Origin of the sequence: Enterococcus pingfangensis (assembly GCF_005405205.1) — a bacterium.
Taxonomy (GTDB): domain Bacteria; phylum Bacillota; class Bacilli; order Lactobacillales; family Enterococcaceae; genus Enterococcus_A; species Enterococcus_A pingfangensis.
In genome coordinates this window covers 22,274-43,197 of sequence record NZ_BJDP01000012.1, presented here as the reverse complement: position 1 = coordinate 43,197, position 20,924 = coordinate 22,274, and the positions used below count along the sequence as shown (strand labels likewise).

The following is a 20,924-nucleotide window of genomic DNA, read 5'->3' as shown; positions in this document are numbered from 1 at the left end:
AGAAGGAATGCGAAAACAAGAACGGCACCGAATCATCACTCAACTTTTGAGTGAACACGACGTGAAAAAGCAAGAAGATTTCGTAGCGATCTTTGCGCAACGAGGTGTGGCGGTAACGCAAGCAACGATTTCACGAGATATCAAGGAAATGAAATTGATCAAAGTACCGGCGCAAAATGGCGGGTATCGTTACAGCGTACCGCGTAAAGAACAAGAAGATGTAAATGAAAAACTGACCGATCTGTTAAAAGAAGCAGTGATCTCCGTTGATCAGATGGAAAAATTCATCAACGTGAAAACACTGCCGGGAAATGCGGCGGCTTGTGCGAATCTATTAGAAAAGCAATTTTCGGCAAAGTTATTTACGACACTGAATGATGACGACAGCATTTTGCTGATCGTTCGAACAGAAGAAGATGCTAAGCAGATCCACCAAGAAATTACTGAGAAAAGTCAAAATAATTAGCAGGTCTGATCAAAAGGGGAATTGGAAGAATGTTACAAGAATTGACAATTAAAAATTTTGCGATCATTTCTTCGTTGCATTTAAGTTTTACTGATGGAATGACCGCATTGACCGGCGAGACTGGTGCCGGGAAATCGATTATTATCGATGCCGTCAGCTTATTAGCTGGTGCCCGTTCTTCAATTGAATATATTCGCCAAGGCAGCGATAAATGTTTAGTAGAAGGACTTTTTGATTTGCCTGAACAGCCGGAATTCCGTTTATTGCTGGAGGAATTTGGGATCGAAGTCGATGAGGCGGGACTGATCGTTCAAAGAGATTTGAATGTTTCTGGAAAAAGTGTCTCACGGGTAAATGGCAGGATCGTAACGTTAGCGAACTTGCGCCGGATCGGACAATTTTTAGTCGATATTCAAGGACAAAACGATCATCAAGAACTGATGCATCCGGAATCTCATTTGCGCCTGCTGGACAGTTTTGGCGATGCAGCTTTTCAAAAAACCAAAAGTAATTATCAAACAGCTTACAAGGACTATATTTCTTTAGCGAATCAAGTAAAAAAATTCAAACAAAACGAACAATCTTTTGCCCAGCGAATCGATATGCTGACTTTTCAACAAGAAGAGATTAGCAATGCTGGACTGATCAGCGGTGAGGAAGAAAAATTAGTAGAAGAACGTGAAAAACTGACAAACTATCAAAAGATCGTCGATAGTCTTTCTTACAGCTACCAAGCGATGACCAATGAAGAAACCAGCTCGTTAGATACGATTGGTTCGGCTAGTCAAGAGCTTCAGACGATTGCATCTTTAGATCAGGATTATGAAAGTATTTCTGATAATGTCCACAGCGCCTATTATTTATTGCAAGATGCTGTCAGCGAGATTGGACGTCAGCTGGATCAATTGGAGTTGGACGAAGAGCGGCTAGACTTAGTCAATGAGCGATTGGAATTGATTCACCAGTTAAAACGAAAATATGGTGATTCAATCGAGATTATTTTAAATTATTATGAGCAGATCAGCCAAGAATTGTTAGATTCAGATTTTTCAGGAGATAAGCTTGAAAAATTGGAGCTCGAATTAGCGGCCAAAGCAGAGAAGTTGCAAAAATTAGCAGAGAAGCTGCAAACTGCCAGAAAGAAAATGGCTAAAAAACTAGAAGCGGCGATTCAAGATGAATTAAAAAGTCTGTATATGGAAAATGCACGCTTTGAGGTGAAATTTAAAGCGGTCACTTTTGGCGGAGAGGGAATTGATGAAGTAGAATTTTATATCACGACCAATCCAGGAGAGCCGTTGAAACCGTTAGTCAAAGTCGCTTCAGGCGGAGAAATTTCCCGTGTCATGTTAGCGTTGAAGACGATCTTTTCAAGAACGCAAGGCTTGACTAGTATTGTGTTTGATGAAGTCGACACTGGTGTAAGCGGCCGAGTGGCGCAAGCAATCGCGGATAAAATTTATCAAATCGGTCAAAATTCACAAGCACTTTGTATTACTCATTTGCCGCAAGTCGCAGCTAGGGCCGACCATCAACTATTCATCCGTAAAGAAATCACAGCGGGTCGTACGCTGACTAAAGTAGAAGAATTGACGGAAAAAGCTCGGATCGAAGAAATAGCTCGCATGTTAGCAGGAACTGAGATCACGGAGCTGTCGATCGAACACGCTAAAGAATTATTGCAACTAGCCAAAAAATAGCCGAAGCAATTGCTTCGGCTATTTTTTTACTCACTAAGAGATCGATTTATTCTAATAAGAAAACTCTTGCAGTATCATCCTAACTGGTTTGATAAAACAACTCGTCAGCAACAAACCGAAAGTATATAGCCTCTCGACCAGCTGATGAAACGGTGGTTACATCATGACGCTAAACAGACTGCCTAAAACTAATGAACCGATTGTTAAAATCAACATGGTCCAAATAACAACTTTCGTTACTTTAGAAAATGTACTCGTAGATTTTTTATTATTCATGATGTCACCATCCTCAAAAAAATTTCAAACTCATCATACTCCATTTATGAAAACTCTGCAAACAACTAAAAAAACTTTTAAAAAATACTAAGAAATCTTTTCGCAGCAATCTCACGAATTCAATTGTTAAAACTTGTTAAATCCTTTATATTTTAGATGAAATGCAACAAGAATGTAACGATAATATATTATAGTTAAAAAAGTAGTTTGAAGAGGAAGGACTGTGTTTGTTGGTATCATCTTTGCTAGTACTATTGTTATGGTATATTTTTCCGATTATCGTCTTTTTAGCGTCTGATTATATTGTAACAATATTTAAATTAAAACAACGCTTCAATTTAAAAACACCAGATATTACCGTACCTTTTTTAATCGTTGGAATGCATGAAATCTCTAAAAGTATCAGCTCATTTTCAATATTACCGTACTTTTTGTTGACCATTTTATTGTTAGGGATTGGTGTGGTCGTGTTTCAAACTTACCGCTATCGGGAAATCATGTATGGTCGTTTTTTTAAAATGTTTTGGCGCCTAACGTTTTTACTCTCAGTTCTGGTCTATTTTGCTTTGATCATTGCAAGTATTATCAGCGTGTTATAAACAATAAGTACTTTAAAAAAACTCCGAATAGCTCTAAATCTTCTTGATTTAACAATATGGTCAATAAAGGTCAGAAAAGTGTTATTTTTGTTTTTTACAAAGTGTGGTAGATTGTGGAGGATTGTGGTAGACTAATCTCATGTGGTGGTAAAAAGGGGTGGAGTCTAGATGTTCATGGGCGAATATCAGCATAATATCGATGCTAAAGGTCGACTGATCGTTCCATCAAAATTACGTGAACAACTAGGCGAGAAATTTGTCGTGACCCGCGGAATGGACGGCTGTCTATTCGGCTATCCATTGAACGAATGGAACCAGCTGGAAACAAAGCTGAATGAAATGCCGCTTGCAAAAAAAGATGCACGCGCGTTTGTTCGGTTCTTTTATTCCGCAGCTACCGAATGCGAGATTGATAAGCAAGGACGGATCAATATTCCCGTCTCTTTACGCAATCATGCATCACTTGAAAAAGAATGTGTAATCATCGGCGTGGCCAATCGAATTGAAGTTTGGGATCAAACCCGCTGGAATGAATTTACTAAAGAAACAGAAGCTAGTTTTGATGACATTGCAGAGACAATGGTCGATTTTGGATTTTAGAGAAGAGGATTATTAATGACAGACTTTCAACATACAACCGTTTTGCTTCACGAAACAGTTGACGGTCTAGCAATCAAACCGAACGGTATTTATGTTGATTGTACATTGGGCGGAGCTGGTCATAGTGAGTACTTACTGAGTCAGCTAAATACAGATGGGCATCTTTATGCTTTTGATCAAGATCAAAAAGCAATCGATAATGCAAAAATCCGTTTGGCTGACTATGTTGCCAAAAATCAAGTAACGTTTGTTAAAGCTAATTTTAGAGAACTTACTATAGCATTGAGTCATTTGGGCGTGACAGAAGTCGATGGTATTTTATATGACTTAGGCGTTTCCTCTCCGCAGCTCGATGAAGCAGAGCGTGGATTCAGCTACCATCAAGACGCACCGTTAGATATGCGTATGGATCAGACGGCGCCATTGAGTGCTTATCAAGTCATAAATGACTATTCGTATCATGAATTAGTAAAAATTTTCTTTCGCTATGGCGAAGAAAAATTTTCTAAACAAATCGCTCGTTTAATCGAACGCAAACGAATGGACAAACCAATCGAAACAACGGGTGAACTAGTGGATGTCATTAAAGAAGCGATCCCTGCTCCGGCACGGCGAAAAGGCGGACATCCTGCCAAACGTGTTTTCCAAGCTGTTCGAATCGCTGTAAATGATGAATTGGGCGCAATCGAAAGTTCTTTGGAACAAGCGATCGACCTGCTAGCTCTTGAAGGAAGAGTCAGCGTCATCACCTTCCATTCATTAGAAGACCGAATCGTAAAAACGATGTTTAAAGAATTCAGTATGCCAAAGGATATGCCTCCCGGCTTGCCGATGGTTCCTGAAGAGTTTCAACCGGTAATGAAGTTAGTGAACCGAAAACCAATCATTCCTTCAGAAGAGGAATTAGAGAACAACAACCGCGCGAGAAGTGCAAAATTACGAATCGCTGAGAAAGTGAAGAAAGGATAGGGTTATGGCAGAATTAAAAAATAATCAATCATTTCCATTTGATTCTCAGCAAGAAGAAATTCACCAAACGCCAGATTCTTTCAAAGTTTTCGTTTCTCCAGGAGATCGTTTAAAGAAAATCACGCGAGTTGAAAAATTCGCGGTGTTGGCTTTCTTAGCAATGCTAATCGGATTATCGATCGTGATGGTCAATTATCGCAATGAAATTAGTAAAACTCAAAACGAAATTACAAGTATTCAAACCGACATTGATACTAAAGAAAAAACGGCAACGCAGCTGCAACAAGAAAAAAGCGAATTGTCTCGTTCAGATCGGCTGAAAGAAGTGGCTGAAAAAGCTGGACTTACAATCAATGACGAGAATTTAAGGAAAGTGAAGTAGATGAGCTTTAAAAGGCTAAGAAGAAAAATCCGAAAAAAGAATTTGACTCCGATGAACAATCGCAAAAAAGTAGGCGTTATTTTGTTTGCTACGAGTATTGGATTGTTCTTTTTATTTGCCATTCGCATGATTTATGTCGTGGCGGGTGGGCACGTAGCGGGGACCTCACTAGAGGCAAAAACAGAAGAATTGTATCACGGTGGTGAAGTAGTCAAAGCTAAACGTGGGACAATCTATGATCGAAATGGAGAAGTGATCGCGGAAGATGCGACTTCTTACTCGGTCTATGCGATTTTGTCAGAAAGTTATGTCTCAGGAAAAGACAAGCTTTACGCCCAAGAGAAAAATTTTGATGAATTGGCTTCTATCTTACATAAGTATTTAGGGATCAAAAAAAAATCAGCATCAAAAACGTTAAAAAGTGGGATCAATAGCGACGGCACCAGCAAATATTATCAAGTGGAGTTTGGTAACAAAGGCAAGAATATTTCCGAAGAGACTAAGCAAAATATTGAAGATGCCATGGAAAAAGCGAAGGTCAAAGGGCTGTATTTTACAGAACATATTGATCGCATGTACCCAAATGGTAATTTTGCCTCTCATTTTATCGGTTACGCACAACCTGATAAACAAGAGGATTTGGTAGGGATGATGGGTGTTGAAGCGGCCTACGATGATGTATTAAAAGGCAAGGACGGCAAGGTCGTCTACCAAAAAGATGAAAATCAGCGACCGATTCCCGGCAGTATTGCTGAAGAGAAAAAAGCAGTAGACGGAGAAGATATCTATACTACGTTAGATTCCGGGCTGCAAAGTTATTTAGAAACACTATTGGACAAAGTCAATTCGGAAGTTAAACCGTCAGAAATGACTGCGATGTTGATGCAAGCAAAAACTGGTGACATTTTAGCAATGTCTCAGCGGCCGACATTTAATCCAGAAACAAAAGAAGGTTTAGGAGAATCTGATGCATGGCGAAACTTTTTAGTAGAAGACAGTTATGAGCCAGGTTCAACAATGAAAGTTTTCACAACTTCTGCTGCAGTTAATGAAGGAGTTTTTAATGAGGATGAAAGCTATGTGTCTGGTAAGATCCAAGTAGCCGATGCGACCATCAATGACTGGGATTTAGGTAAAAAAGGAATTTTGACAATGCGTCAAGCTCTTTCTTGGTCTAGTAATGTCGGAATGGTCAAACTGGAAGAAAAACTAGGCGATCGCTGGCCGGAATATGTACAAAGTTTCGGCTTTGGTCAGAGTACGTATTCTGGTTTGCCTGGCGAATCAAAAGGCACATTACCGACAAGCAATATCGTCGACCAAGCCATGAGCGCTTACGGGCAAGCAATCGGGGTAACGAATTTCCAAATGATGCGCGGCTTTACCGCAGTAGCAAATGATGGAAAAATGTTGCAGCCCCATTATATCGAAAAAGTCTCAGATCCTAATACGGGCAAAGAAATCATTGCAGAACCAGAAGTAGTAGGAGAGCCAATCACGGCTGAAACGGCGCAAAAGGTTCGCGAGTATATGCGAGATACGGTTGAAAGTGAAAACTACGGTTCCGCTTATGATCAATATAAAGTACCGGGGTATAACATTTCTGCTAAAACCGGGACTGCTCAGATTGCAAGCGGCGGCACTTATTTGACTGGAACGACAAATTATATCTACTCAATCGCTTTGATGATCCCTTCTGAGGATCCTGAATATATTTTGTATTTGACGATGAAACAACCGCAAGAAAGCAAGGAAGGTGTTTTGGGTGAAATTGCGAATCCGCTACTAAGTCGGGCGATGGAATTCCAAAGTGATCAGTCAGATTCTTCAGATGAGCAAAGTGATACAAAAGTTACTGTAGAAGATTATCGCAACCTTTCAACTTCGAAAGCGGCGGCTGATGCGAATAAACGCGGATTGACAGCGGTAGTAGTTGGTGATGGGGATAAAGTGATTAAGCAATCTGAAAAACCGGGTGAAAAGGTCATGGCAAATGAACATTTGATCTTATTGACCGATGGTAAAAAAGAGATGCCGGATGTTCGCGGCTGGTCAAAATCAGATATCTTAAAATTAACGAATCTGTTAGATATAGAAGTTACTTTTAAAGGCGACGGGTACTGTACAAAACAAAGTATCGCTCCTTATGCAGAAATATCGAAAAAGAAATTGAAAATTACGTTAGGTTAGGACTGGAGAGAAAAAAACATGCAACCGGCACAACTATTTATCGCCTTTGCCAGTAGTTTCGCAATTACTGTTGCAGGCATGCCTTTTATAATCGGCTATTTTAGAATGAAGAAGCAAGGACAAGAAATCCGCGAAGAAGGACCTAAGTGGCATAACTCTAAAGCAGGGACACCGACAATGGGCGGTTTAGGCTTTTTAGCTGCTGCGGTGATTACAGCAATTTGGTTCAGCCTTTGGACACAAAAAATGACGACATCGCTAGTGATCTTAGTGTTTGTCTTATTGTTATATGGAATCATCGGCTTTTTAGACGATTTCATTAAATTGACCAAAAAACAAAATGAAGGATTGACTTCAAGTCAGAAATTTATTGCACAAGTTGTTGTGGCGATTGTTTTTTATGCTGTTTATCGGATAGAAGGCAATTCAAATACATTGAACTTCTTCGGTATTGATTTGCCGCTGAACATCATTTACGGCTTGTTTGTCGTTTTTTGGTTGGTCGGCTTTTCTAACGCAGTAAATTTAACCGATGGCATCGATGGATTAGTCTCAGGTTTAGGAACGATTTCGTTTGCAACATACGGGATCATCGCATGGAATCAACAACAGTATGAAGTTTTGATTGTCTGTCTAGCTGTCATGGGCGGCTTGGTCGGTTTCTTTCCTTACAATAAAAAACCAGCGAAGATCTTTATGGGAGATGTCGGTTCACTTGCTTTAGGTGGACTGCTAGCTGCCGTATCGATCCTCTTACATCAAGAGTGGACGTTGTTATTAGTCGGCTTGGTTTATATTTTTGAAACAGCAAGCGTGATTATTCAAGTTACTTCCTTTAAAATGACTGGTAAGCGTGTTTTCAAAATGTCACCGTTACATCATCATTTTGAGATGTCTGGTTGGTCAGAATGGAAAGTAGATACGGTGTTTTGGATAATTGGACTTGTAGCGTCAATTATTGTTTTATTGATCGTACTGTAGGAGATGACTAGGAAATGAAACAAATTAGACAATATGAAAATGAAAAAGTATTAGTATTAGGATTAGCGAAGAGCGGATTTAGTGCGGCCAAGTTGTTGAATGACTTGGGCGCACTTGTTACGGTCAATGATGGAAAACCTTTTGAGGAAAATCCAGAGGCTCAAGGTTTATTGGAACAAGGAATTCGAGTAATCACAGGACATCATCCTATTGAATTATTAGATGAAGACTTTGCTTTGATGGTAAAAAATCCTGGGATCCCTTATGAAAATCCGTTAGTAGCAAAAGCGGAAAAATTGCATATCCCGATCTTGACTGAAGTAGAGTTGGCGTATCAAGTCGCAGAATGTCCAATCATAGGAATTACTGGGACAAACGGCAAAACGACGACGACGACAATGATCGGCTTATTATTGAACCAAGAACGTGAAAAAGGCAAAGCGCACTTGGCAGGTAATATTGGTTTTCCCGGCAGTGAAGTAGCGGCTAATGCGACAGCAGAAGATGATATCGTTATGGAATTATCAAGTTTCCAATTGATGGGAATCGAAGAATTCAAACCTCAGATTGCTGTGATTACAAATATTTATGAAGCGCATTTGGATTATCATAAAAACCGTGAAAATTATGTAGCGGCTAAGTGGGCAATCCAAAAAAACATGACTGCCGATGATTATCTAGTTTTAAATTGGAATTCTGAAGAACTGCAGGAAATGAGCAAACAAACCAAGGCTCAAGTCATTCCTTTTTCAACCAAGACAAAACTGGAAAATGGCGCTTATTTGATGGATGGCGAGCTGTATTATAAAGAAGAAAAAATTATGGCTGCTGCTGAACTAGGCGTACCTGGTGCGCACAATATTGAAAACGCATTGGCAGCAATCGCGGTGGCAAAATTAAAAGGTGTCTCTAACGAAGGGATCCGAACAGCATTAAGTAATTTCCACGGTGTTCCTCATCGTACTCAATATGTCGATACAATCAATGGCCGTAAATTTTATAATGATTCAAAAGCAACCAATAGTCTGGCAACGGAAATGGCATTAAGCGGTTTCGCTAATAACCAGCTGATTTTATTAGCTGGCGGTTTGGATCGCGGCAATGGTTTTGATGAATTGATCCCATCTTTTGAAGGAATCAAAGCAATGATTCTATTTGGCGAGACAAAGGACAAATTAGCTGAAACAGCTGAAAAAGCTGGAATTTCAACGATAATTATGACAGAAAATGTTGAGACAGCCGTTCCTTTAGCCTATGAACAAAGCGAAGCCGGCGATAGTATTTTGTTGTCTCCAGCAAATGCCAGCTGGGATCAATATCCGAATTTTGAGATTCGGGGCGACAAGTTTATGCAGGCCGTGAAGCAATTAGAAAAGTAGGGAAATAAAATGAGAATACTTGTTACCGGCGGCGGCACGGGCGGACATATTTATCCAGCCTTAGCGTTTATCCGCTATGTACAAAAAATCCAACCTGATTCTGAATTTTTATATGTAGGAACCCATCGCGGATTAGAAAATAAGATCGTGCCTGAGACAGGCATCGCTTTTAAAACAATCAAGATCCAAGGATTCAAACGGAAACTTTCACTCGATAATATCAAAACTGTTCAACTGTTTCTTGAAAGCATCAAACGTTCAAAAGAAATCTTGTGCGAATTTAAACCAGATGTCGTGATTGGTACCGGCGGCTATGTATCGGGATCTGTTGTTTATGCAGCAGCTCGTATGAAAATTCCGACGATCGTCCATGAACAAAATAGTGTTCCGGGAATTACCAATAAGTTTTTGAGTCGTTTTGCGGACAAAGTCGGAATCTGTTTTCCAGATGCTGCGCAATACTTTCCGGAGAATAAAACAGTCTTAGTCGGAAATCCGCGGGCACAAGAAGTTGTGACTAGCGGAAAATCAGAAGTTTTAGGACAATATGGTTTATCAACAGCTATTCCAACCGTCTTGATCTTCGGCGGCAGTCAAGGTGCCCTTAAAATAAATCAAGCGGTTATCCAAGCGCTGCCTAAATTTTCACAAAAAGATTACCAAGTACTCTATGCTTCAGGTGACCGGTATTATACTGAACTATCAGAAAAATTCGATGTAGAAAAAATCAGCCGCAATCTTTCACTGCAACCGTATATCAACAATATGAAGGATGTTATGGCAAATGTCGATTTATTGATTGGACGAGCTGGGGCAACGTCTATTGCGGAGTTCACGGCGCTGGGACTACCAGCTATTTTGATCCCGAGTCCTTATGTGACGAATGATCATCAGACGAAGAATGCTCAAAGTCTAGTCAATGCCGGTGCTGTCCAAATGATTACAGATGCTGACTTGACCGGTGAAAACTTAGTTGAATCCGTTGATGGAATCATGAACAATGCTGAAAAAAGAGAGACAATGGCCAAAGCTTCGCGGCAAGAAGGCATCCCGGATGCAGCCGAACGTTTATGGTCATTGGTCAATGAGATCGTCAAATAATTTTTGGAGGTGAGGATCATTAGTCGTGAAGAGTTTCCGGAAGAAAATAAAGAACAAAAAGAACAACCGAAACAGGAGAATTTAACCCCTTGGCAATTAGCTAATTTAGAGTACTTGAAACAAAAAGCGCTTGAAAATAACGAAACAGAACTGCCGCCAAAAAATTCTGAGCAGCCGGCTGAAACATCAAACACTAGTGAGCCTGCCGATGAAAATGTTGAAGAACCAGATGAAAATGTTTCTGATCTTCCAGAAGAGGACACGGCAGAAGTTGAGGAAGTTTCAAAAGGTCCCAAAAACGGGTCGTTTTTAGAAAGATTGCCTAATATCAAACATGAACGGAATCGGCGTTTATTGCGCAGAGCCTCGATTTTGATTGGATTATTCTCTATCCCAGCACTTTTATTGTTGTACTACATTTCACCATTAGCTAAGCTGGGCGAAGTGAGTATAGAGGGAAATGAACGAATTTCGACAGAGGCAATCGAAAAAGAACTTAATTTTACTGTCGGTGATAATCTTTGGGGACAGTATTTTAAACGCAAAGATCATGTGAAAGCGTTGAAAAAACAAGAGCTGCAAATTGAAAATGCGGAGGTCCATATCGATGGACTCAATCATTTTAGGATCGAAATCAAAGAATATCCTGAAATTGCTTATCTTGAAAGCAACGGAAAGTATTCTCCGATTATTTCAAATGGTACGATCATTCCAGTTGAAGTTGAAAAAAGTGAAGGCGATCTCCCGATTTTAGAAAGTTTTACTGGCTCCAAACGAATTCTAAAAGTGCTGAGAGGTTACGGGAAATTGTCCGAAGAAGTCAAACAAGGGATCTCTCAGATCAAATATGCCCCGACGGATGAAAATAAAGAACTATTGGAAATTTTCATGAATGATGGAAATAAAGTTCTAGTAAGTATCGATGATTTTGGCAAGAAAATGAAATATTATCCGCAAATCGCAAAAGAAATGGATGATAAACAGATCAAAGGTGTCGTTGATATGGAAGCGGGAATCTACAGCTATCCGTATGTTGAGGATTCAACCGTTGAAAGTTCAGTGCAAGCCTCGACAGAACAATCAGAAACATCTGTTGGAAATGATTAAATTTATTACAAGAAAGTATTGAATCTTCTTTTTCATTCTAGGCAAAATGTGGTAAAATTGAAGGCAGTGAATTACTTGCAAAAAATTATATTTCATGCTTAACAGTAAGTGAAAATATGGAAACTGAACAAAGCATTTATTTAAAAATAGGAGGGAATCCCATTCATGGCAAAAGCAGGAATGTATGTAGGCCTTGATATCGGGACAACATCGATAAAAGTTGTTGTTGCCGAGTACATCGATAGCCAAATGAATATCATTGGTGTTGGAAACGCAAAATCAGAAGGAATCAACCGTGGGATTATCGTAGACATCGATAAAACTGTACAGGCGATTCAACGAGCAGTAAAACAGGCCGAGGAAAAAGCTGGGATTCAGATCAAAAGTGTCAGCGTAGGACTACCTGCCAACTTATTAGAAGTTGAGACATGTCAGGGTATGATCGCTGTTAACAATGAGTCGAAGGAGATTATGGACGACGACGTTCGTAATGTCGCTTCAGCAGCAATGGTTCGTTCAGTTCCTCCTGAAAGACAAATCGTTGCGTTATTGCCTCAAGAATTTACTGTTGACGGTTTTGAAGGCATCAAAGATCCGCGAGGAATGATCGGTGTTCGTCTTGAAATGTTTGGGCTGGTCTTTACAGGTCCTAAGACGATCATTCATAATATTACAAAATGTGTAGAAAAAGCAGGATTGTCCGTTGCAGAAACAGTGATTACTTCACTAGCTTTGACCGAATCTATTTTATCTGACGGTGAGAAAGATTTTGGTACGATTGTGATTGATATGGGCGGCGGTCAAACTACGACTGCTGTCATGCATGACAAACAATTGAAATTTACGCATGTCGATCAAGAAGGCGGAGAGTTCGTTACAAAGGATATCTCCATCGTTTTGAACACATCATTCAATAATGCAGAAGCGTTGAAAATCAACTATGGAGATGCTTATCCAAGTCGGACATCCGCTGATGAAGATTTTCCAGTCGATGTTATCGGCAAAACAGAACCAGTCAAAGTTGATGAACGCTATTTAGCTGAGATCATTGAAGCTCGCTTAGAACAAATTTTCCGCAAAGCTAAGGAATCTTTAGATGAGATTGAAGCGCTTGAGTTGCCAGGCGGTGTTGTTTTAACCGGCGGCGCAGCAAGCTTGCCTGGAGTTGTTGATTTAGCTGAAGATGTTTTTGGAACGACAGTGAAGCTGCACGTGCCAAATCAAATGGGCTTGAGAAATCCAGTCTTTACAAATGTCATCAGTATTGTTAATTATTCAGCAGAATTGAGCGATGTTTATCATTTAGCAAAATCAGCTGTAACAGGTGAAAAAGTATCCTTATCTACTTCACCGCAGACAAGTGCTGTTTCAACCGCACCAGTGTATGACGATTACGAAGCATCAAATGATTACGAAGAAGAAACAAAACCAAAAAATGAAGAAAAAGTAAGCGGGAAGATCAAAGACTTCTTCTCAAATATTTTTGACTAATCGATAGTTGAAATTCTTCTTTGCATAGTTTGGTAGCATAATTTACGGCTAAAAATGAAGATTTGCTTTTTCCCCTGAGAAAGTAATTACATTAGATATGAAGTAGGAGGAATAAAAAACATGGAATTCTCAATAGATAACAATATTAACGAAGGTGCGGTTATTAAAGTTATCGGTGTTGGCGGTGGCGGCGGCAACGCCATCAACCGTATGATCGAAGAAAACGTTAAAGGCGTTGAATTCATCGCATCAAACACTGATGTACAAGCTCTTAGAAATTCAAAAGCAGAAACAGTCATCCAATTAGGACCTAAATACACCCGCGGCTTAGGAGCCGGATCACAACCTGAAGTTGGTCAAAAATCAGCAGAAGAAAGTGAACAAGCAATCCGCGATGCATTAGAAGGCGCAGACATGGTCTTCATCACTGCCGGTATGGGCGGCGGAACAGGAACAGGCGCTGCACCGATTGTTGCGAAAATCGCAAAAGATCTTGGTGCGTTGACTGTTGGTGTAGTTACACGACCATTTAGTTTTGAAGGACCAAAACGCGGACGTTTCGCGGCAGAAGGTATCTCATTGCTGAAAGAAAACGTTGATACATTATTGATCATCTCAAATAACCGTTTACTTGAAGTTGTTGACAAGAAAACGCCAATGCTTGAAGCATTCCGTGAAGCAGACAATGTTTTACGCCAAGGAGTTCAAGGGATCTCTGATTTGATCACTGCACCAGGTTACGTAAACTTAGACTTTGCTGATGTGAAGACTGTGATGGCTAATCAAGGAACTGCCTTGATGGGTATCGGTGTTGCCAGCGGCGAAGATCGTGTTGTAGAAGCGACGAAAAAAGCAATTTCTTCTCCATTGTTAGAAACATCGATCGATGGTGCTGAACAAGTGCTGTTGAACATCACTGGCGGATTGGATATGACCTTGTTTGAAGCGCAAGACGCATCTGACATTGTTGCCAATGCAGCGACTGGCGATGTAAACATTATCTTAGGAACATCAATCAGCGAAGAATTGGGCGATGAAATTCGCGTTACAGTAATTGCGACAGGAATCGATCCAACAAAAAAGGAGCGTAAGGCTACTCGTAACACACAACGTGCTAGCCAAATCCAATCAGTTCCGCAAAAACAAAATTTAGATATTGAGCCTGCAAGAAACAATGAAGGTCAATCTGCTTTTGGCGAATGGGATATTCGTAAAGAAGAAAATATCCGTCCAAAAGTTGAAGAAACACAATTTGAGAATATCGAGAAGAAAGAATTTGAAACGTTCAATCGCGAAGAAGTAAAATCTGATAAAGACGAAGAACTAGATACACCACCATTCTTTCGCCGTAGAAAATAAAAAGGGGGAGAGCACATGATCGCTGAAAACTTGCATAGAATCGAGCAAGAGATTCAGGAGTCGTGTGCTCTTGTTTCACGTAACCCACAGGATATTACTATGGTTGCAGTGACCAAGAGTGTCGACTCTATGACAGCAAATGAACTCGTTGAATTAGGTGTAACAGATCTAGCAGAAAATCGAGTAGACAAATTACTAGAAAAAAAGCAGGCTCTTTCGCACCATCAGCAAATTAAATGGCATCTGATTGGCAATTTACAGCGCCGCAAGGTAAAATTGATTATAAATGAAATTGATTACTTTCACGCATTAGACAGTTTGCGTTTAGCACAAGAAATTCAAAAACGTGCAGAACATCCAATAAATTGTTTTATTGAAGTGAATGTTTCAGGCGAGGAATCAAAACAAGGAATCAAACCGGAAGAGCTTCAGTCTTTTATCCAAGAACTAAAAGACTTAGATAAGATCAAAGTGATTGGTTTGATGACGATGGCTCCTTATGAAGCGAGTCAGCAAAGTGTTCGAAAGATCTTCGCTACCTTGAAACAACTTCAAGAAAGTGTGAAAGAACAAAACTTGCAATACGCCCCCTGTACAGAATTGAGTATGGGCATGAGCCAAGACTTCAAAGCGGCAATTGAAGAAGGTGCTACGTTTGTTCGTATTGGAACGGCACTATTTAGGAAAGGTTAGGTAAAGTTAATGGGAATTAGTCTAGCAAAGATCACTGATTTTTTTGGTTTAGCAGATGATGATATGATGTATGAACCAGCACCTGCCCCAAAGAAGCAGGTTAGCCGCCCAAAAAAAAGCGCACCTAAAAAGGAACGTATAATAAAGGAACGTTCTACCTATCAAAAACAAGAACGTCCAAAAGAAAGAATCAAAGAAACTGTTCAGCCAGTTGCTGAACCTCAGCCGAAACGCCGCGCAGAAGCAGTGATGAAAAAAGCTAAGAGTGCGCCGGCACCGAAGAAAAATGAAAAAGTCGTTTCTATGCCAAACACTAGCAGTCGAACACAACGGCTTGCACCGAGAATGGAAGAAAAACGCAAAGACCGTATTTCAGTAGTTGAACCGAGAGCATATAATGAAGCGATGACGATTGCAAAACGTGTCAGTCAAGGTGAAGTCGTCTTGATTAATTTCCAATCGCTTGATGAAATGAAAGCCCGCCGTGTAGTAGATTTTCTAACCGGGGTCGTTTTCATGATTGATGGCGATATCAAACGCGTTGGAAATGAAATGTTTTTATGTACACCAACGAATGTTGAAATTACTAATTCGGCATTGAGCTCAATGGTCGATGATGATATTTATGGATTAGAAATGTAAAGGAGACCCTTATTTGAATTTACTTATTACACTTTTCAATGTTTTGAACCGACTAGTTTATCTCTATACGATTCTTTTAGTCGTTTATGCGTTGATGTCATGGTTCCCTGGAGCCTACCAATCCAGATTTGGACAGCTTTTAGGTCGAATCTGCGAACCGTTTCTTAATTTGTTTCGACGTTTGCCTTTACAATTTGCCGGCATTGATTTTTCGATCATGGTCGCAATCTTAGCATTAAATATTGTGATGGAGGTTTTACAAAAAATTCTGATTAATCTTATTTATTAAGGAGGTGGGCAGTATGAATGCAAATGTCTATCAACACTTTAGACCAGAAGAGCATCCATTTGTTGACAGTGTTGGCGATTGGTTAGAACAAGTTGAAAGCCAGTACGCTCCTTATTTGACGAATTTTTTAGATCCGCGGCAAGCTTACATCCTAGAAACTTTGACTCGCGAAAATAGCGATTTGAAATTTTCTTTCTATGGCGGCTATGAACAAGCAGAACGATGTCGTTGTATGATTTATCCTGATTATTACGAACCGCAAATCGATGATTTTGAACTGGTGATGATCGAGATCAATTATCCGCAAAAATTTACAGAGCTTTCACATGGGAAAATTTTAGGGACAATGATGAGTGCAGGAATCAAGCGCGATTATTTTGGCGATATTATTTCTGACGGCAATCGCTGGCAAATCTTTTTAGCTAAAGAATCCGCTAGTTATATTGAAAGTCAAGTAACTAAAATCGGTCGTGTGACAGTTCACTTGGAAGAACGTCTGTATACGGATATTATCGTTCCAAAAGATAGTTGGACAGAAGAGACCGCTACAGCAAGTTCGTTGCGGTTAGATTCGATTATTTCCACTGTGTATAATATCTCACGTCAACGTTCGAAACAATTGGTTGAAGCCGGTAAGGTAAAAATAAACTGGTCTGTGAATGAACGGCCAGATTACTTGCTTGATTTATTAGATGTCGTTTCAGTTCGCGGGTATGGACGAATCCAGATCCAAGGATTAGAAGGAAAAACAAAGAAAGAAAAAATCCGTTTGCGTTTAGGCGTTTTACGAAAATAAATTTATGAGGTGAACAGAAATGGCATTAACTCCATTAGATATTCAAAATAAAAATTTCTCCACCAAAATGCGTGGTTATAATCAAGATGAAGTCGATGATTTTTTAGATATGATCGTTCGCGACTATGAAGATAGTATCGCAAAAAATCGTGAATTAGAAAAAGCCTTAAAACATTCAGAAGAGAAGTTAGAATACTTCAATGAATTGAAAGAGGCTTTGAACCAATCAATCGTAGTGGCTCAAGATACTGCTGATAAAGTGAAATCTTCAGCAAGCAAAGAATCTGAAGTTATTGTCAGCTCCGCACAAAACCGTGCAGATGAGTTGATTTCTAACGCTGTCCAAAAAGCCAACTTATTGACGACAACAGCGGAAGACAAGGCAAAAGAAATCTTAACGGACGCGACTGCTAAAGCCCGTCAATTAGCAGCTGAAACGAATGATTTGAAGAAAAAAACTCGGACTTTCCACCAACAATTATTGTTGTTGTTAGAAACACAATTAGATCAAGCACGTAGCGGAGATTGGGAAGAAATTTTAAAACCAATGTCAGCTTATGTCGGTAATGGTCATGAAGTTTTGCGAGAAGTTTTAGCTAATGAACTTGACAATGGGGCAGAGATTGCAGTAGACTCAAATGAACCAATTGTTGATGCTGAACCGCAAGAAGATATGGGATTGACGATTGATATTCCTGAATTGATTAAATCAGACGAAGATTAGATTCTAGAACAGAAAAGCTGATTAGATTCTTTGAGCGAGCCGATGCCAGTGAAAGTTCGGCAGACCCTCTAATTAGAAAGATCCTCTAGATTATTCGATTGTGAACAGTAGTAGCAGTCGACGCGTCATTGCGTTAACGATGACTAGAGGAAACTTAGGTTTCAAATTTTGGGTGGTACCACGACAAGCTCGTCCCTTTGCGGATGCGCTTGTTTTTTTTGCCTTATTTTTTCATTAGCTATGTGATTTCGAGTGGATTGATAGGGCAAACGGTAAACTGTGGCTAAAAATAGAGTCGCCCGTTTGCTGGCTAAATGACTCATTATTCCAAACAAAATTATTAAAAAAATAGTAAAACAATAAAAGGAGACGATCGATAGTGAAGACAAAAGAAACACTTCAATTAGGAAAAACCGGTTTCCCAATGCGCGGCAATTTGCCAAATCGCGAAGGTCAATGGGAAAAAGACTGGGAAGAAAATAAAATCTACGAAAAACGTCAAAAATTAAATGAAGGCAAACCAACCTTTGTTTTACATGACGGCCCCCCATACGCTAATGGGAATATCCATATCGGACACTCGCTGAATAAAATCAGTAAAGATATCATCGTTCGTTCAAAATCTATGTCAGGCTATCGTGCGCCTTACGTACCCGGCTGGGATACACACGGTCTGCCGATCGAACAAGTCCTTACAAACAAAGGCATCAAACGTAAAGAAATGACCATGTCTGAATACCGTCAAAAGTGTGAAGAGTACGCGTTGTCACAAGTAGATAAACAACGAGAAGATTTCAAACGATTAGGTGTCGCCGGTGAATGGAACAATCCTTATATCACTTTGACTCCAGATTATGAAGCGGCTGAAATTCGTGTTTTTGGTAAGATGGCAGAAAAAGGCTATATTTATAAAGGTCTTAAACCAATCTACTGGTCACCATCAAGTGAATCGTCATTAGCGGAAGCCGAAATCGAATATAAAGATGTAAAATCACCATCGATTTTTGTTGCTTTCAAAGTCAAAGATGGAAAAGATATTTTAGATACAGATACTTCATTTGTCATCTGGACAACAACACCATGGACGTTGCCAGCAAACCAAGGGATCTCAGTCAATCCTGCCTATACTTACGTCGTTGTAGAAGTTGCTGGTAAAAAGTATGTCGTTGCAAAAGATTTATTAGCCACTGTTGCTGAAGAATTGGAATGGAACGAGCCAACAGTAATCAAAGAAGTCGCGGGTAAAGAGCTTGAATACATGACAGCTCAACATCCATTTTATGATCGTGAATCACTAGTTATTTTAGGCGATCATGTAACATTAGACGCTGGTACTGGTTTGGTACACACCTCACCTGGTCATGGGGAAGACGACTATTTTGCATGGAAAAAATATCGCAACGATATCATTTCACCAGTAGATGATCGCGGCGTGATGACTGATGAAGCACCAGGATTTGAAGGCGTCTTTTATGACAAAGCCAATCCAATGGTCACAAAACTTTTGGAAGAAAAGGGCGCTTTATTGAAATTAACATTCTTTACCCATAGTTATCCGCATGATTGGCGGACGAAAAAACCAGTTATTTTCCGGGCAACGCCACAATGGTTTGCCTCAATCGATAAATTCCGTCAAGATATTTTGGACGAAATCGAAAAAGTTGATTGGATTATTCCATGGGGAAAAACTCGTTTATACAATATGATCCGTGATCGCGGCGACTGGGTAATTTCTCGTCAACGTGCGTGGGGTGTACCGTTGCCGATTTTCTATGGCGAAGACGGTTCAGCAATCATTACAAAGGAAACAACGGATCACGTTGCCCAATTATTTGCTGAACATGGTTCAAATATTTGGTTTGAACGAGAAGCCAAAGATCTTTTACCAGCAGGTTTCACGCATCCAAGTTCACCAAATGGCGAATTTACGAAAGAAACAGACATCATGGATGTTTGGTTTGACTCAGGTTCTTCTCACGAAGCTGTTTTACGTCAAAGAGAAAATCTAACGTTCCCAGCGGATATGTATTTAGAAGGTTCTGACCAATATCGCGGTTGGTTTAACTCAAGTATCACAACAAGTGTAGCGATCAATGGTGTTGCTCCGTATAAAGCGGTTCTTTCCCAAGGGTTCACATTGGATGGCGAAGGCCGCAAGATGAGTAAATCGTTAGGCAACACGATCGCTCCTGAAAAAGTAATCAAACAAATGGGTGCCGATATTTTACGTCTATGGGTCAGCAGTGTGGATTACGAAGCAGACGTTCGAGTATCGATGGATATCTTGAACCAAGTTTCTGAAGTTTATCGGAAGATCCGTAACACGATGCGCTTTTTATTAGCGAACACGACAGATTTTGAACCAGAAAAACATGCAGTAGCTTACGATGAATTGCGTTCAGTCGATAAATACATGTTAGTACGTTTGAATGAAGTGATCAAAACGATTCGTGAAGACGGCTATGATAAATACAACTTCACGCAAATTTACAAAACAGTTGTTAACTTCTTAACAGTAGACCTATCTTCATTCTATTTGGACTTTGCGAAGGATGTCGTGTATATCCAAGCAGAAGACAGCTATGAACGTCGTTGTATGCAAACTGTTTTCTATCAATCAGCCGTTGCATTGACGAAACTATTGACACCAATCATCCCGCATACGACTGAAGAAATTTGGACATATTTGAAAGAAGAAGAAGAATACGTTCAATTAGCAGAATTACCAGGCTATGAAGAATTTCCTAACCAAGCTGAATTATTAGATACTTGGAAAGCCTTCATGGAATTCCGTGATGAAGTCTTGAAAGCTTTAGAAGAAGCACGTAAGGAAAAAGTGATCGGAAAATCGTTAGAAGCAAAAGTAACGATCTATCCGAATGAACAAGTTGCGGCTTTACTAACCGCACTAGATGCTGATCTAGCTCAGTTATTGATCGTCTCACCAGATTCATTCAGTGTTTCAAAAGAAGCGGCACCGGAAAATGCTTTAGTATTTGATGATGTAGCGATCTTAGTGGAAAAAGCTGAAGGCGAAGTTTGTGATCGCTGCCGCCAAGTTCGGACGACAGTCGGTGAAGATGAAAAATTACCACATCTATGTGCTTCATGTGCACAAATTGTTGAAGAAAACTATCCAGAAGCTGTTTCTGAAGGATTGGAATAATAAAAAAGTCATGC

Annotated in this window: 20 protein-coding genes; 19 read left to right on the top strand and 1 reads right to left on the bottom strand. The window is 39.9% G+C overall.

Annotated elements, in window-relative coordinates:
- The first annotated feature begins 7 nt into the window (after positions 1 to 7).
- The gene (locus FFM63_RS08255; protein WP_137609834.1) at positions 8 to 466 is read left to right on the top strand and encodes an arginine repressor; all 459 of its coding nucleotides are present in this window, start codon (positions 8 to 10) and stop codon (positions 464 to 466) included.
- A gap of 29 nt (positions 467 to 495) precedes the next feature.
- On the top strand, positions 496 to 2,166 hold the full coding sequence (recN, locus tag FFM63_RS08250; protein ID WP_137609833.1) for a DNA repair protein RecN: 1,671 nt from the start codon (positions 496 to 498) through the stop codon (positions 2,164 to 2,166).
- Positions 2,167 to 2,322: 156 nt separating this feature from the next.
- Here the strand turns inward: recN and FFM63_RS08245 are convergent, their stop codons facing one another.
- Complete coding sequence (locus tag FFM63_RS08245; protein WP_137609832.1) at positions 2,323 to 2,442, bottom strand: DUF4044 domain-containing protein; 120 nt, start codon at positions 2,440 to 2,442, stop codon at positions 2,323 to 2,325.
- A 230-nt stretch (positions 2,443 to 2,672) separates the two neighbouring features.
- Here FFM63_RS08245 and FFM63_RS08240 point away from each other — a divergent pair, with 230 nt between their 5' ends.
- The 17 genes from FFM63_RS08240 to ileS all read left to right on the top strand — a co-directional run bounded on the left by FFM63_RS08240 (position 2,673) and on the right by ileS (position 20,910).
- Positions 2,673 to 3,041: a DUF3397 domain-containing protein gene (locus FFM63_RS08240; RefSeq protein WP_171000216.1), complete on the top strand. Its 369-nt coding sequence runs from the start codon at positions 2,673 to 2,675 to the stop codon at positions 3,039 to 3,041.
- A 168-nt stretch (positions 3,042 to 3,209) separates the two neighbouring features.
- Positions 3,210 to 3,641 carry a division/cell wall cluster transcriptional repressor MraZ gene (gene mraZ, locus FFM63_RS08235; RefSeq protein WP_137609830.1) on the top strand — a complete coding sequence of 144 codons (432 nt, stop codon included), beginning with the start codon at positions 3,210 to 3,212 and terminating at the stop codon, positions 3,639 to 3,641.
- 15 nt (positions 3,642 to 3,656) lie between these two features.
- Positions 3,657 to 4,610: a 16S rRNA (cytosine(1402)-N(4))-methyltransferase RsmH gene (gene rsmH / locus FFM63_RS08230; protein WP_137609829.1), complete on the top strand. Its 954-nt coding sequence runs from the start codon at positions 3,657 to 3,659 to the stop codon at positions 4,608 to 4,610.
- Positions 4,611 to 4,614: 4 nt separating this feature from the next.
- Positions 4,615 to 4,992 carry a cell division protein FtsL gene (gene ftsL / locus FFM63_RS08225; RefSeq protein ID WP_137609828.1) on the top strand — a complete coding sequence of 126 codons (378 nt, stop codon included), beginning with the start codon at positions 4,615 to 4,617 and terminating at the stop codon, positions 4,990 to 4,992.
- Entirely contained in the window at positions 4,993 to 7,182 is a 2,190-nt protein-coding gene (locus FFM63_RS08220) for a penicillin-binding transpeptidase domain-containing protein (RefSeq protein WP_137609827.1), read from the top strand. It abuts the gene before it with no gap.
- A gap of 18 nt (positions 7,183 to 7,200) precedes the next feature.
- Complete coding sequence (gene mraY, locus FFM63_RS08215) at positions 7,201 to 8,163, top strand: phospho-N-acetylmuramoyl-pentapeptide-transferase (RefSeq protein ID WP_137609826.1); 963 nt, start codon at positions 7,201 to 7,203, stop codon at positions 8,161 to 8,163.
- Positions 8,164 to 8,177: 14 nt separating this feature from the next.
- Positions 8,178 to 9,542 (top strand): UDP-N-acetylmuramoyl-L-alanine--D-glutamate ligase, encoded by a 1,365-nt coding sequence (murD, locus tag FFM63_RS08210; RefSeq protein ID WP_137609825.1) that lies wholly within the window; start codon positions 8,178 to 8,180, stop codon positions 9,540 to 9,542.
- Between the two features lie 9 nt (positions 9,543 to 9,551).
- Positions 9,552 to 10,643: an undecaprenyldiphospho-muramoylpentapeptide beta-N-acetylglucosaminyltransferase gene (gene murG, locus FFM63_RS08205; protein ID WP_137609824.1), complete on the top strand. Its 1,092-nt coding sequence runs from the start codon at positions 9,552 to 9,554 to the stop codon at positions 10,641 to 10,643.
- A gap of 9 nt (positions 10,644 to 10,652) precedes the next feature.
- Complete coding sequence (locus tag FFM63_RS08200; protein WP_137609847.1) at positions 10,653 to 11,750, top strand: cell division protein FtsQ/DivIB; 1,098 nt, start codon at positions 10,653 to 10,655, stop codon at positions 11,748 to 11,750.
- Positions 11,751 to 11,915: 165 nt separating this feature from the next.
- The gene (ftsA, locus tag FFM63_RS08195) at positions 11,916 to 13,241 is read left to right on the top strand and encodes a cell division protein FtsA (RefSeq protein WP_137609823.1); all 1,326 of its coding nucleotides are present in this window, start codon (positions 11,916 to 11,918) and stop codon (positions 13,239 to 13,241) included.
- A gap of 120 nt (positions 13,242 to 13,361) precedes the next feature.
- Positions 13,362 to 14,600: a cell division protein FtsZ gene (gene ftsZ / locus FFM63_RS08190; protein WP_137609822.1), complete on the top strand. Its 1,239-nt coding sequence runs from the start codon at positions 13,362 to 13,364 to the stop codon at positions 14,598 to 14,600.
- Between the two features lie 15 nt (positions 14,601 to 14,615).
- Complete coding sequence (locus tag FFM63_RS08185; RefSeq protein ID WP_137609821.1) at positions 14,616 to 15,293, top strand: YggS family pyridoxal phosphate-dependent enzyme; 678 nt, start codon at positions 14,616 to 14,618, stop codon at positions 15,291 to 15,293.
- Positions 15,294 to 15,302: 9 nt separating this feature from the next.
- On the top strand, positions 15,303 to 15,935 hold the full coding sequence (locus FFM63_RS08180) for a cell division protein SepF (RefSeq protein WP_137609820.1): 633 nt from the start codon (positions 15,303 to 15,305) through the stop codon (positions 15,933 to 15,935).
- A gap of 13 nt (positions 15,936 to 15,948) precedes the next feature.
- Positions 15,949 to 16,224 (top strand): YggT family protein, encoded by a 276-nt coding sequence (locus FFM63_RS08175; protein WP_137609819.1) that lies wholly within the window; start codon positions 15,949 to 15,951, stop codon positions 16,222 to 16,224.
- A gap of 13 nt (positions 16,225 to 16,237) precedes the next feature.
- Positions 16,238 to 17,020 carry a YlmH family RNA-binding protein gene (locus FFM63_RS08170; protein ID WP_137609818.1) on the top strand — a complete coding sequence of 261 codons (783 nt, stop codon included), beginning with the start codon at positions 16,238 to 16,240 and terminating at the stop codon, positions 17,018 to 17,020.
- A 19-nt stretch (positions 17,021 to 17,039) separates the two neighbouring features.
- Positions 17,040 to 17,744, top strand: coding sequence for a DivIVA domain-containing protein (locus FFM63_RS08165; protein WP_137609817.1), 705 nt, complete (start codon positions 17,040 to 17,042; stop codon positions 17,742 to 17,744).
- 379 nt (positions 17,745 to 18,123) lie between these two features.
- Positions 18,124 to 20,910, top strand: a complete 2,787-nt coding sequence (gene ileS, locus FFM63_RS08160) for an isoleucine--tRNA ligase (RefSeq protein WP_137609816.1) — start codon at positions 18,124 to 18,126, stop codon at positions 20,908 to 20,910.
- Positions 20,911 to 20,924: the final 14 nt, after the last annotated feature.